The organism is Burkholderia sp. BCC1047 (assembly GCF_902833155.1).
GTDB lineage: Bacteria > Pseudomonadota > Gammaproteobacteria > Burkholderiales > Burkholderiaceae > Burkholderia > Burkholderia sola.
The window spans coordinates 126,556-139,549 of the sequence record NZ_CADFEH010000015.1 but is presented as its reverse complement, the minus strand read 5'-3'; the positions used below and the strand labels follow the sequence as shown (position 1 = coordinate 139,549).

13 protein-coding genes are annotated in these 12,994 nt (G+C 70.2%); 7 read left to right on the top strand and 6 right to left on the bottom strand.

What is annotated here, in order from left to right; genetic code table 11:
* Positions 1 to 7 precede the first annotated feature (7 nt).
* The 3 genes from rqpR to HWX55_RS17585 all read left to right on the top strand — a co-directional run bounded on the left by rqpR (position 8) and on the right by HWX55_RS17585 (position 3,587).
* Positions 8 to 664 carry a response regulator transcription factor RqpR gene (gene rqpR, locus HWX55_RS17595; RefSeq protein WP_175976635.1) on the top strand — a complete coding sequence of 219 codons (657 nt, stop codon included), beginning with the start codon at positions 8 to 10 and terminating at the stop codon, positions 662 to 664.
* A gap of 236 nt (positions 665 to 900) precedes the next feature.
* Entirely contained in the window at positions 901 to 2,307 is a 1,407-nt protein-coding gene (locus HWX55_RS17590; protein ID WP_175976634.1) for an amino acid permease, read from the top strand.
* Positions 2,308 to 2,561: 254 nt separating this feature from the next.
* Complete coding sequence (locus HWX55_RS17585; protein WP_175976633.1) at positions 2,562 to 3,587, top strand: XdhC family protein; 1,026 nt, start codon at positions 2,562 to 2,564, stop codon at positions 3,585 to 3,587.
* Between the two features lie 61 nt (positions 3,588 to 3,648).
* Here HWX55_RS17585 and HWX55_RS17580 read toward each other — a convergent pair whose 3' ends face one another.
* The 6 genes from HWX55_RS17580 to fliE all read right to left on the bottom strand — a co-directional run bounded on the left by HWX55_RS17580 (position 3,649) and on the right by fliE (position 7,785).
* A complete protein-coding gene (locus HWX55_RS17580) occupies positions 3,649 to 4,383 on the bottom strand; it encodes a PepSY-associated TM helix domain-containing protein (RefSeq protein ID WP_175976632.1) in 735 nt (244 codons plus the stop codon).
* Positions 4,384 to 4,652: 269 nt separating this feature from the next.
* A complete protein-coding gene (locus HWX55_RS17575; protein WP_047899277.1) occupies positions 4,653 to 4,970 on the bottom strand; it encodes an EscU/YscU/HrcU family type III secretion system export apparatus switch protein in 318 nt (105 codons plus the stop codon).
* The gene (locus HWX55_RS17570) at positions 4,967 to 6,313 is read right to left on the bottom strand and encodes a flagellar hook-length control protein FliK (protein WP_175976631.1); all 1,347 of its coding nucleotides are present in this window, start codon (positions 6,311 to 6,313) and stop codon (positions 4,967 to 4,969) included. The genes HWX55_RS17575 and HWX55_RS17570 overlap by 4 nt, the downstream gene beginning before the upstream one ends.
* 133 nt (positions 6,314 to 6,446) lie before the next feature.
* Entirely contained in the window at positions 6,447 to 6,779 is a 333-nt protein-coding gene (locus tag HWX55_RS17565) for a flagellar protein FliT (RefSeq protein ID WP_050014227.1), read from the bottom strand.
* Entirely contained in the window at positions 6,776 to 7,210 is a 435-nt protein-coding gene (gene fliS, locus HWX55_RS17560) for a flagellar export chaperone FliS (RefSeq protein WP_175976630.1), read from the bottom strand. The genes HWX55_RS17565 and fliS overlap by 4 nt, the downstream gene beginning before the upstream one ends.
* Positions 7,211 to 7,440: 230 nt before the next feature.
* The gene (gene fliE, locus HWX55_RS17555; protein ID WP_050014225.1) at positions 7,441 to 7,785 is read right to left on the bottom strand and encodes a flagellar hook-basal body complex protein FliE; all 345 of its coding nucleotides are present in this window, start codon (positions 7,783 to 7,785) and stop codon (positions 7,441 to 7,443) included.
* A gap of 248 nt (positions 7,786 to 8,033) precedes the next feature.
* Between fliE and fliF the strand changes: the two genes are divergently transcribed.
* From fliF to fliI, 4 genes are read left to right on the top strand one after another with little or no spacing between them, the layout of a single operon-like run.
* The gene (gene fliF, locus HWX55_RS17550) at positions 8,034 to 9,797 is read left to right on the top strand and encodes a flagellar basal-body MS-ring/collar protein FliF (protein ID WP_175976629.1); all 1,764 of its coding nucleotides are present in this window, start codon (positions 8,034 to 8,036) and stop codon (positions 9,795 to 9,797) included.
* On the top strand, positions 9,787 to 10,782 hold the full coding sequence (fliG, locus tag HWX55_RS17545) for a flagellar motor switch protein FliG (RefSeq protein WP_050014223.1): 996 nt from the start codon (positions 9,787 to 9,789) through the stop codon (positions 10,780 to 10,782). Before fliF ends, fliG begins: the two co-directional genes overlap by 11 nt.
* Positions 10,775 to 11,458, top strand: coding sequence for a flagellar assembly protein FliH (gene fliH / locus HWX55_RS17540; protein ID WP_050014222.1), 684 nt, complete (start codon positions 10,775 to 10,777; stop codon positions 11,456 to 11,458). The genes fliG and fliH overlap by 8 nt, the downstream gene beginning before the upstream one ends.
* Complete coding sequence (gene fliI, locus HWX55_RS17535; RefSeq protein ID WP_175976628.1) at positions 11,452 to 12,993, top strand: flagellar protein export ATPase FliI; 1,542 nt, start codon at positions 11,452 to 11,454, stop codon at positions 12,991 to 12,993. Before fliH ends, fliI begins: the two co-directional genes overlap by 7 nt.
* Position 12,994 lies beyond the last annotated feature (1 nt).

Below are 12,994 nucleotides of genomic sequence, written 5' to 3'. Positions count from 1 at the left end.
GGTCGCGATGAGCCTGAACATCCTGCTCGTGGACGATCACGCGATCGTCCGGCAAGGGATCCGCCAGTTGCTGATCGACCGCGGCATCGCGCGCGACGTGACCGAGGCCGAGAACGGCGGCGACGCGATGGCCGCCGTCGACAAGCAGGAATTCGACGTGATCCTGCTCGACATCTCGCTGCCCGACACGAACGGCATCGAGGTGCTCAAGCGCCTCAAGCGCAAGCTCACGCGTGCGCCGGTGCTGATGTTCTCGATGTACCGCGAGGACCAGTACGCGGTACGCGCGCTGAAGGCCGGCGCGGCCGGCTACCTGTCGAAGACGGTCAACGCCGCGCAGATGATCGGCGCGATCCAGCAGGTCGCGGCCGGCCGCAAGTACGTGAGCCCCGCGATGGCCGAGGCGCTCGCCGAATACGTGTCGTTCGAGAACGAACCGCTGCCGCACGAGAAGCTGTCCGATCGCGAATACCAGACGCTCTGCATGCTCGCGTCCGGCAAGCGGCTCACCGATATCGCGAACACGCTGTCGCTGTCGGTGAAGACGGTCAGCGTGTACCGGTCGCGGCTGCTCGAGAAGATGCGGTTGTCGAACAACGCGGAACTCACGTTCTACGTGATGAGCAACCGGCTCGTCGACATGGCGCCCACGGCCGGCGCCTGATCGCCCGGCCAGCCCCGAATTCGTCCGATCCGGCGACGCGGCGAACGCCGCGCCGCGCTCGATCGCGCCCGCTTCGCCTCCGTTTCACCCCGTGTCGCGCGCAAACGCTTGTTTTTTCGGACGATTCCGCGACGCGCCGCTGCACCGCAACGGGGCTTGCACGCCAAATCGGCTAAAATTATCGGTTTTCACTCAGTCGGCGCGCCGTGCCTGCGCGTGCTGGCGATTCATCTGCAATGTCTCTCTTCCGCAAGAAAAACGTCGATCGCATGATCGCCGGCGCGCAAGCCGCCGGGCTCAAGAAGGCGCTCGGCGCGATCGACCTCACGTTCCTCGGCATCGGCGCGATCATCGGCACCGGTATTTTCGTGCTGACCGGCACCGGCGCCGTTCAGGCCGGCCCCGCGCTGATGCTGTCGTTCGTGATCGCCGCGATCGCGTGCGGCCTGGCCGCGTTGTCGTACGCGGAGTTCGCGTCGTCGATCCCCGTCGCCGGGTCGATCTACACGTATTCGTACGCGACGCTCGGCGAACTCGTCGCGTGGATCATCGGCTGGGACCTGATGCTCGAGTACGGCCTCGCGTCGTCGGCCGTGTCGGTCGGCTGGTCGGGCTACCTGCAGTCGCTGCTGCAGGGCTTCGGACTGTCGCTGCCGGCCGTGCTGACGGCCGCGCCCGGCGCAGTGCCCGGCGTCGCCACGTGGTTCAACCTGCCCGCGTTCCTCGTGATGATCGTGATCACGACGCTGCTGTCGATCGGCATCCGCGAATCGACCCGCATCAACAACATCATGGTGTTCATCAAGGTGTCGGTCGTGCTGCTCGTGATCGCGGTCGGCCTGTTCCACGTGACGCCCGCGAACTGGAAGCCGTTCATGCCGCACGGCTGGAACGGCGTGTTCGGCGCGGCCGCCGTGATGTTCTTCGCGTTCATCGGCTTCGACGCGGTGTCGTCGGCGGCCGAGGAAGTGAAGAACCCGAAGCGCGATCTGCCGATCGGCATCATCGCGTCGCTCGCGGTGTGCGCGGTGCTGTACGTGACGGTCGCCGCGGTCGCGACCGGCATCGTGCCGTCGGCCCAGTACGCGAACATCTCGCACCCGATCTCGTACGCGCTGCAGGTCGCCGGCGAGAAGTGGGTCGCGGGCTTCATCGATCTCGGCGCGGTGCTCGGCATGCTGACCGTGATCCTCGTGATGAGCTACGGCCAGACGCGCGTGATCTTCGCGATGTCGCGCGACGGGCTGCTGCCGGCCGCGCTGTCGCGCGTGCATCCGCGTTTTGCGACGCCGTTCCTGACCACCTGGCTCGTCGGCCTGTTCTTCGGGCTGATTGCCGCGCTCGTGCCGCTCAACGTGCTCGCCGAGCTGATCAACATCGGCACGCTCGCGGCGTTCTCGATGGTGTCGATCGCCGTGCTCGTGCTGCGCCGCACGCACCCGGAGCTGCCGCGCGCGTTCCGCTGCCCGGGCGTGCCGGTGGTGCCGATCCTCGCGGTCGCGGCGTGCCTGTTCCTGATGCTGAACCTGCAGCCCGTCACGTGGGCCGCGTTCGGCATCTGGCTCGTGATCGGCCTCGTGATCTACTTCCTGTACTCGCGGCACCATTCGAAGCTCGCGCACGGCCACCCGGACGCGCACTGAGCGCCGTCATCGCGCGCCTTCCGCGGTGCGCCATGACGAACCCCACGCGGGGCCCGTCGCGGCCTCGCACACCTTCTTTCTCCGAATCCTCCGCCAGCGCGCGATCACTGTCCGATCGTCGCGATCTCTTGCCCGATCGTCCGGATTTGCCGGCACGGCCCGCGCGCCGCCTGCACACGCGCGCCGAGCGGTTCATAATCGCGCCATCGAACGACGGCGCCGCGCGGCGGCCCGTCCGGCAACAGGAAAACACGATGGAAAGCGTCGATCTCGATGTACTGAAATCCAGCGCGCGCTGGCTCGAAGAAGGGCGCCGCGTGCTGCTCGTGACGGTCGTGAAGACATGGGGCTCGTCGCCGCGCCCCGAAGGCGCGATGCTCGCAGTGCGCGAGGACGGCCTGGTGGTCGGCTCCGTGTCCGGCGGATGCATCGAGGACGACCTGATCGCCCGCGTGCATGCGAGCGGCATCGCGGCCGATGCGCGCCCCGAAGCGCTCAAGTACGGCGTGACGGCCGAGGAAGCGCACCGCTTCGGGCTGCCGTGCGGCGGCACGATCCAGCTGGTGCTCGAACCGCTCACGCGCGACAGCGGGATCGCGGCGCTGTGCGCGGAAGTCGAGGCCGGCCGCCTTGTCACGCGCACGATGACGCTCGCGACCGGCCGCGCGTCGCTGTCGCCCGCGCAGGCGACCGACGGGCTCGCGTTCGACGGCGAACGGCTCGTGACGATCCACGGGCCGCGCTACCGGATGCTCGTGATCGGCGCCGGCCAGTTGTCGCGCTATCTGTGCCAGATCGCGGTCGGGCTCGACTATCAGGTGACGGTATGCGATCCGCGCGACGAATACACGGATGCGTGGGACGTGCCGGGCACGCGCGTCGTGCATACGATGCCCGACGATACGGTGCTCGACATGAAGCTCGATGCGCGTTCGGCCGTGATCGCACTCACGCACGACCCGAAGCTCGACGATCTCGCGCTGATGGAGGCGCTGAAGACGCCCGCGTTCTACGTGGGCGCGCTCGGCTCGCGGCGCAACAACGCGGCGCGGCGCGAGCGGCTGCGCGAATTCGATCTGAGCGAAGGGGAACTGGCCCGGCTGCACGGGCCGGCCGGCATCTACATCGGCAGCCGGACGCCGCCGGAAATCGCGATCTCGATCCTCGCGGAAATCACCGCCGCGAAGAACAACGTGTCGCTGCCGACGATCCTGCAGGTCGAAGGCGCGAAGGCCGCGCGCGAAATCGCGGCGAACAGCGGCGCGGCCTGCGGGCTCTGACCCGCGGCGGCGGGCGGCCGCGCGTGCGCCGGGCGCTGGCCCCGGCCGGCGCGACCGTCGGTCAGGTCAGGCCGGCGGCCAGCGCGGCGGCGACCGAACCGACCACCAGCACGACGCCGACCGTGCGGCGCTTGTTCAGCTCGGTCCACAGCAGCACGCCCGTCAACGACAGCAGGATCAGCGAGCCCGCGATCGTATCCATCAGCAGCACCCAGCCGAGATTCATCCCGACGCCGCGATGCAGGTTGTTCAGCGTCGTCAGGAACGTGTTGCCCGTGCGCTTCACCGACACGTAGCCGTTGCCCACCCAGTATTCGCCCTGCAGGTTCTGGTGCGGCCCGAACACGCCGAATTGCCAGTGCTCGGGCTGCATCACGCGCTTGTCGCCCCACGCGACGGCCTGCGCGGGCTCCTTGCGCATGCGGCCCGGCTTGCCGTCGAAATGCAGCTCCTGCTGGAGCCACTTCATCATCGCGGCGGGCGTCTTCGGCACCGGATCCGGCAGCGCGATCTGCATCTCCTCGACCTGCGGCTCGCCGGTCGAGATCTTCAGCGGCGGCGCGCGGTGGTTCAGCACCACGCCCGTCACGCCGAACAGCAGCCCGAGCACCGCACCCCACAGGCCGACCCAGCCGTGCACCTTGCGCAGCCACTTGATGAAGGTCGCGCGGCGCGAGCGCCGGCGGCGTGCGGCCAGCTCGTCGTCGTTCAGCGGGCGGCCCGCCGGGTGCAGCACGGTGACGCCGGTGCGCGGCAGGCCCGTCTTGGGCGGGTCGATCGTTTCGGGCGCGTTCACGCGAAGGTATCCATTCGTTCAAAACGACGGGCGGCGCGCAGGGAATGCGCGCCGCCCGGGCAACATGAAAATGAGAATGGATATCATTACATAAATCGGAAGGCGGCTCAATCGGGTGCGCGTCCGGAGCGGCAGGTCCAATGCGCGCGCGAATGCGCAAGAAGGCATGCGTCGCGACACGATGGCGATCGATAGACGCAAAATGTCGGCGGGACCATCCCGCTGACCACGGACTGCCATCCGCAAGAAGCCGCCCGACGGCAGGCCGTTCAGCGCAACGGCGGCAACGGAAAACGCGGCGCGGCGCCATCCGGCGCAGGCTCGGTGCGATCGAGCGCGTACAGCCACGCGAGCAGGTCGGCGACCGCCTGATAGAGCTGCGGCGGAATCCGGTCGTCGAGATCGACCTGCATCAGCAGCGACACCATCTCCGGCGCCGTGTGCACGTACAGCCCCGCATCGTGCGCGCGCGCGACGATCATCTCGGCGAGCACACCATAACCCTTCGCGACCACGCGCGGCGCCGCATCGCCGCCTTTCGGGTCGTAGACGAGCGCGGCCGCACGCTTGCGGGACGTCATGCTCATCGCAGCGCCTCGTCATCGTCGCCCGGCACCCACGCATCGGGGCCGCCGGCCGCACCGCGCGCATACGCGGCGGCGGCGGCCTGGGCGGCGAACAGGTCGAAGCCGTCCGGCCCGTCGTCGACCGCGCGGATCGACAGCCCGCCCACCTTGAGCCCCGAGCCTTCGAGCCGCTGCCGCAGCGCGGCTTCGTGGCGCGTGAGACGGTCGGCGCCCGTCTGGTTCGCGCGCAGCCGGGCGACGAGCTGCGCGCCGTTCAGCACCAGTTCGGCATCGACCGTGCCGAGCGACGGCAGCGTCAACGTGAGGCGCGTGCGCCACGCGATGCCGTCGCCCGTGTCGTCGCCGCCGCCGCGCGGCGCGCGGTGGCCCGGCTCGTCGGGTTCGATCGTCCAGTCGAGCCGCGCGCCGGGCCACGCCTCGCCGGTCCAGCGAAACTGGTCGGTCGCGAGCGCATCGAGCTGCTGCCGAACGAGCGGCACGGCGGCCGGATGCACGGTCGCGAGCGGCTGCGCCTGCGGATCGGACGATGCGGCGGCCAGCTCGGCGCGCGCGGGCGTCCAGCGCGTATCGGCGTGCGCAGCCAGCGGATCGGCGGTATCGGGCGGCAACGACGTGCCCGGCCGGAATGCTGCCGGTACGGCCTGCGCGGGGTCGCGCGCCGATGCGCCGCCCTGGGCCGGCGGTGGCGCGCTGGCCCGCGCGGCGGCCGGCAGCGGCGGGCGCTGCGCGAGCAGTTCGTCGAGCACGTCGGTCGATTCGTGCGGGACGACTGTCGGGTCGGCCGGCGCGAGCGCGGTCGCGAGGCGTGCCTGCGGCTCGCGCATCAGCGCCGCGAGCGGACGCTGGCCGGCCAGCCACTGCGCGAGATGGGATTCGTAGAAGAGGCCGCTTTCGCTCACGGCCTGCGCCAACGCCGCACGCAACGCCGCGACCGGCGGCGGCGCGGCCGCTTCGCGCGTCGCCGCGGCGGACGACGCTTGAGCGGAAGCCGGCGTGGAAGCCCCGGTGGGTGCGGACGCAGCCGGCGCGGGCACCGGCGTATCGGTGAGCAGCACGGCCGGATCGGCGAGCAGCGGCAGCCGGCCGACGATCGCCGGCGTCGCATCGCCGCCCGAGCGCGAGATCGCGTCGAGCACGCGTCCGACATCGGACAGCGCGGTCTGCGTGGAAGCCGGCGGCGCGGCGGGCGGGCTGCCGGCCGGCGGCGAGGACGACGCGCCGGCGCCCGGCGTGCCGACCTGCGCGGTCGCGCCGCCGCCGGCGGACGCCGCGACGGTGCCGGTCAGCAGGCTGTCGAGGCGGCTCGCCAGCAGCGCGGCCGCAACGGAGTCGATACCGGTCATGATCGGGGCCTGCTCAGCTCAGCCAACGGGTTGCGAATCCGCGCGCGGCACGCCGGTGCCGCCCACGGGAACAGCGCGCGCCGCGTGCGGCGCCGGGTCCGGGCGCCTCGCGCCGGTCGCCCGGCGCCCGGCCCTACCCGCGCGCGCGATAAAGATCGGTCAATACCTGGGTCGAGCGCCGCGCCTCGAACAGCGCGGACAGCCGCGCGACGTCCGGGCTCGCGAGATCGCGGATCGCGGCGTCGTCGGCCAGGATGCGGCGGATCAGGTCCAGCTTGCGGCCGAGATCCGATTCGTCGAGCACGACGGCCGGATCGGCCTGCTTCAACCCGTCGACGAGTTGCATGAATTCGGCCTGCAACTCCGGCAACGCGTTCCAGTCGGCGCCGCGCGCGGCGCACAGCATCCGCCCCGACACGGCGGCGAGCGCCTCGTAACGCGCGAAGTATTCGGCCTTGTGATTCATCGTGATGCTTCCGCTACCTGTTGCGCGGCCATCCGCGCGACTTCCGGGGCGATGCCCGTCCATGCTTCCTCGAGCGTCGCGAGCAAGCCGTCGACCTCGACCAGTATCGCGTCGCTCGCCTGCGCGTTCGCTTCCAGCAGGCGCCGGCCGATATAGGTGTACAGCGCATTGAGCCGTTCGGCGATCTCGCCGCCCGCGTCGCGGTTCAGCGACGCCTGCAGGCCGCTCTCGACGATCCGGATCGCCTTGCCGATCGCTTCGCCGCGGCCGCCGACGTTGTCCTGCTGCAAATGCATGCGCGCCAGCGCGATCGCCTGCCGCGCGCCCTGGTACAGCATCGCGATCAGCCGGTGCGGGGAAGCGCCCATCACCCCGGTCTCGACGCCGACACGCGCGTACGCACTGGCTCCAGCGTGTCCTGGGGAAAACATGCGCTTCTCCTTGTTATTTGCGTTGGCTGGTCGGGAGCCGCCGCCGTGCGTCGCACGGTGCGGCCTTCACCGCAGTTATCGGAAGGGATTTGAAAAGCTTTAGGTGCGCGGGGGCCGCCGATGCCGGCTTGCCGGCCCCGTTCCGCAAGCCTGGGGCCGTTCCTGGATGCCCGTCGCCGGTTAGCCGTCCCCGAATGCCCGCCCGCGGATGCCCATCGCCTGATGGCCCGTCACACCGCCATCTGCATGATGTCGTTGTAAGCGCTCACTAGCTTGTTGCGGACCTGGAGCCCGAACTGGAAGCCGATGTTGGCTTTCTGCATGTCGACCATCACGTCGTTCAGCGAGATGTTCGGCGCGCCGACCTCGAACGCCTTCGCCTCGCCGAGCGCGTGCTGCTGGTCGCCGCTGATCTTGTCGAGCGACGCCTTCATCGCGCTCGCGAACGTGCCGGCCGTCGCCGCGCCCGAGCCGGCCAGCGCCGCCGTCGGGCTCGCGACGCCGCCGGACGCCTGCGCGGCCATCGACTGCATCTGTTGCAACACCGAACCGATTCCGCTGACGTTCGCAGTCATGCTGCCCCCAAACCTAGAGAAGAGACCCGGACGCACCGGGCGACCCGCCGGCGCCGCACCACGCGCACCATGCCGGATCGCGAGAAAGGATAGCAGCGCGGCCCGCGTCAAAGCCGCGAAAGTACGGGGGAAACCCCGCTCTTTTCGGTCGATCGGAGTGCGCCGCGGGTCACGATAATCGCATCGTGTCATTGTCCGCCCGCTCGTCCGAGCGAGCTCAGTCGTCCCGCTCCGGAGAAACTCGACGCATGGATTCGCAGGCCAACTCGCTGATCAACCCAGACGCCCGCGCGGGCCTCAGCCCGGCGCCAGGCGCCGCCGCGGCCGCCGCGTTGCCGGGCGCGGGCGGCGCAGGCGCGGACTTCGGGCTGGGCGGCTTCGCCGAACGCATTCCCGGCATCTCGCGGATGAAGGGCAACCCGAAGCTGCCGTTCCTGATCGCCGTCGCGTTCGCGATCGCCGCGATCACCGCGCTCGTGCTGTGGAGCCGCGCGCCCGACTACCGCGTGCTGTACAGCAACCTGTCGGACCGCGACGGCGGCGCGATCATCGCCGCGCTCCAGCAGGCCAACGTTCCCTACAAGTTCGCCGACGCCGGCGGCGCGATCCTCGTGCCGTCGGGCCAGGTGCACGAAACGCGCCTGAAGCTCGCCGCGATGGGGCTGCCGAAGGGCGGCTCGGTCGGCTTCGAGCTGATGGACAACCAGAAATTCGGCATCAGCCAGTTCGCCGAGCAGATCAACTACCAGCGCGCGCTCGAAGGCGAACTGCAGCGCACCATCGAATCGATCAACGCCGTGCGCGGCGCGCGCGTGCATCTCGCGATCCCGAAGCCGTCGGTGTTCGTGCGCGACAAGGAAGCGCCGAGCGCGTCGGTGTTCGTCGACCTCTACCCGGGCCGCGTGCTCGACGAGGGCCAGGTGCAGGCGATCACGCGGATGGTGTCGTCCGGCGTGCCCGACATGCCGGCCAAGAACGTGACGATCGTCGACCAGGACGGCAACCTGCTGACCCAGACCGCGTCGGCGTCCGGCCTCGACGCGAGCCAGCTCAAGTACGTGCAGCAGGTCGAGCACAACACGCAGAAGCGCATCGACGCGATCCTCGCGCCGATCTTCGGCGCCGGCAACGCGCGCTCGCAGGTCAGCGCCGATCTCGATTTCTCGAAGATCGAGCAGACGTCGGAAAGCTACGGCCCGAACGGCAATCCGCAGCAATCCGCGATCCGCAGCCAGCAGACCAGCAGCGCGACCGAACTCGCGCAGGGCGGCGCGTCGGGCGTGCCGGGCGCGCTGTCGAACACGCCGCCGCAGCCGGCCTCCGCGCCGATCGTCGCGGGCAACGGCCAGAACGGGCCGCAGACCACGCCGGTCAGCGACCGCAAGGACCAGACGACCAACTACGAGCTCGACAAGACGATCCGCCATACCGAACAGCCGATGGGCAGCGTGAAGCGGCTGTCGGTCGCGGTCGTCGTCAACTACCAGCCGGTCGCCGACGCGAAGGGCCACGTGACGATGCAGCCGCTGCCGCCCGCGAAGCTCGCGCAGGTCGAACAGCTCGTGAAGGATGCGATGGGCTACGACGCGAAGCGCGGCGACTCGGTCAACGTCGTGAACAGCGCGTTCTCGACCGTGAGCGACCCGTACGCCGACCTGCCGTGGTGGCGCCAGCCCGACGTGATCGCGATGGCGAAGGAAGCCGCGAAGTGGCTCGGCATCGCGGCGGCCGCGGCGGCGCTCTACTTCATGTTCGTGCGCCCGGCGATGCGCCGCGCGTTCCCGCCGCCCGAGCCGGCCGCGCCGGCGCTCGCGGCGCCGGAAGACACGGTCGCGCTCGACGGCCTGCCCGCGCTGGAGAAGCCAGCCGACGAAGCCGATCCGCTGCTGCTCGGCTTCGAAAACGAGAAGAACCGCTACGAACGCAACCTCGACTACGCGCGCACGATCGCCCGCCAGGATCCGAAGATCGTCGCCACCGTCGTGAAGAACTGGGTGTCCGATGAACGCTGAAGGCTTGACCAAGAGCGCGCTGCTGCTGATGTCGATCGGCGAGGAAGAGGCCGCGCAGGTATTCAAGTTCCTCGCGCCGCGCGAGGTCCAGAAGATCGGCGTGGCGATGGCCGCGCTGAAGAACGTCACGCGCGAGCAGGTCGAGGACGTGCTGCAGGAGTTCGTGAAGGAAGCCGAGCAGCACACCGCGCTGTCGCTCGATTCGAACGAGTACATCCGCTCGGTGCTGACGAAGGCGCTCGGCGAGGACAAGGCCGGCGTGCTGATCGACCGCATCCTGCAGGGCAGCGACACGAGCGGCATCGAGGGCCTCAAATGGATGGATTCGGCCGCGGTAGCCGAACTGATCAAGAACGAGCATCCGCAGATCATCGCGACGATCCTCGTGCACCTCGACCGCGACCAGGCGTCCGAAATCGCATCGTGCTTCACCGAACGGCTGCGTAACGACGTGCTGCTGCGGATCGCGACGCTCGACGGCATCCAGCCGGCCGCGCTGCGCGAGCTCGACGACGTGCTGACGGGCCTGCTGTCCGGCAGCGACAACCTGAAGCGCAGCCCGATGGGCGGCATCCGCACCGCGGCCGAGATCCTGAACTTCATGACCAGCGTGCACGAGGAAGGCGTACTCGAAAGCGTGCGCCAGTACGACGCCGATCTCGCGCAGAAGATCATCGACCAGATGTTCGTGTTCGAGAACCTGCTCGACCTCGAGGATCGCGCGATCCAGATGATCCTGAAGGAAGTCGAGTCGGAAACGCTGATCATCGCGCTGAAGGGCGCGCCGCCCGCGCTGCGCCAGAAGTTCCTCGCGAACATGTCGCAGCGCGCGGCCGAACTGCTCGCCGAGGATCTCGACGCGCGCGGCCCGGTACGCGTGTCCGACGTCGAGACGCAGCAGCGCCGCATCCTGCAGATCGTGCGCAACCTGGCCGAGAGCGGCGCGATCGCGATCGGCGGCAAGGCGGAAGACGCGTATGTCTGATTCGGCGAGCGATCGCGTGGGCACCCTCACCGCGTACCAGCGGTGGGAGATGGCGTCGTTCGACCCGCCGCCGCCTCCGCCGCCGCCCGACGACGCGGCGGCCGCCGCTGCCGCGCTCGCCGAGGAATTGCAGCGCGTGCGCGACGCCGCGCACGCCGAAGGCCATGCGGCCGGCCACGTCGAAGGCCAGGCGCGCGGCTACCAGGCCGGTTTCGAGCAGGGCCGCGAACAGGGCTTCGAGGCCGGCCAGGCCGACGCACGCGAACAGGCCGCGCAGCTCGCGGCGCTCGCCGCGTCGTTCCGCGAAGCCGTGGCGACCGTCGAACACGATCTCGCGTCCGACCTCGCGCAGCTCGCGCTCGACATCGCGCAGCAGGTCGTGCGCCAGCACGTGAAACACGACCCGGCCGCGCTGGTCGCCGCCGTGCGCGACGTGCTCGCGGCCGAACCCGCGCTGTCCGGCGCGCCGCATCTCGCGGTCAATCCGGCCGACCTGCCCGTCGTCGAAGCGTATCTACAGGACGATCTCGACACGCTCGGCTGGAACGTGCGCACCGACGCGTCGATCGAGCGCGGCGGCTGCCGCGCGCACGCCGCGACCGGCGAGGTCGACGCGACGCTGCCCACGCGCTGGCAGCGCGTCGCCGCCGCGATCGGCAAGGTGAGCACGTGGTGACGCGCTCGCCCGACGCGCTCGCGCACGACGGCATGACGCCGCTCGAACGCGAGCTCGCGCTCGCGTCGTTCGGGCCAGCGGCCGCGCACGATGCCGCGGATGGCGCCAAGCCGCATGCAGCAACCTCGGCCGCCGCCGCCCCGCGCGCGCCGCACAACCCGCATCTCGCCCACTGGCGCACTCACCTGAACGGGCTCGCCGCGCGCAGCCACCACGCGCTGCCGCTGCGCCCGTGCGGGCGCCTCACGCGCGCGGCCGGCCTCGTGCTCGAGGCGATCGGGCTGCGCCTGTCGGTCGGCGCAGAATGCACGATCGAACTGCCGCCCGGCAGCACGCTGCCGCACGCCGAAGCGGAAGTCGTCGGCTTCGCCGGCGACCGCCTGTTCCTGATGCCGACCACCGACGTCGCCGGCGTCTTGCCCGGCGCACGCGTGTGGCCGCGCGAAAGCGCGCCCGTCACCGATCCGCTCGCGGGCGCGAAGCGGCTGCCGGTCGGCTGGGAAATGCTCGGGCGCGTCGTCGACGCGTCGGGCCGCCCGCTCGACGGCCTCGGCCCGCTCGCGTCGAAAGTCGATGCGCCGCTGTCGGCGCCGTCGATCAACCCGCTCGATCGCGAACCGATCCACCACGTGCTCGACGTCGGCGTGCGCGCAATCAACGCGCTGCTCACCGTCGGCCGCGGCCAGCGGATGGGCCTGTTCGCGGGCTCCGGCGTCGGCAAGTCGGTGCTGCTCGGCACGATGGCGCGCTACACGAGCGCGGAAGTGATCGTGATCGGGCTGATCGGCGAACGCGGCCGCGAAGTGAAGGAATTCATCGAACAGATCCTCGGCGAGGACGGGCTCGCGCGCTCGGTCGTCGTCGCGGCGCCGGCCGACGTGTCGCCACTGCTGCGGATGCAGGGCGCCGCGTACGCGACGTCGCTCGCCGAGTATTTCCGCGACCAGGGCAAGCACGTGCTGCTGCTGATGGATTCGCTGACGCGCTACGCGATGGCGCAGCGCGAGATCGCGCTGGCGATCGGCGAGCCGCCCGCGACCAAGGGGTATCCGCCGTCGGTGTTCGCGAAGCTGCCCGCACTCGTCGAGCGCACCGGCAACGGGCCCGAAGGCGGTGGCTCGATCACCGCGTTCTACACGGTGCTGACCGAAGGCGACGACCAGCAGGACCCGATCGCCGATTCGGCGCGCGCGATCCTCGACGGCCACATCGTGCTGTCGCGTGCGCTCGCCGAGGCCGGCCACTATCCCGCGATCGACATCGAGGCGTCGATCAGCCGCGCGATGACCGCGCTGATCGACGAAACGCATCTCGACCACGTGCGGCAGTTCAAGCAGATGCTGTCGCGCTACCAGCGCAACCGCGACCTGATCGCGGTCGGCGCGTACGCCCCCGGCCGCGACGCGCAACTCGACCGCGCGATCGCGCTCTACCCGCGCATCGAGGCGTTCCTGCAGCAAGGCTTTCGCGAATGCGCGCCGTTCGCATCGAGCCTTACTGCGCTCGATGCGCTGTTCGACGCTTACGGAGGCTGAT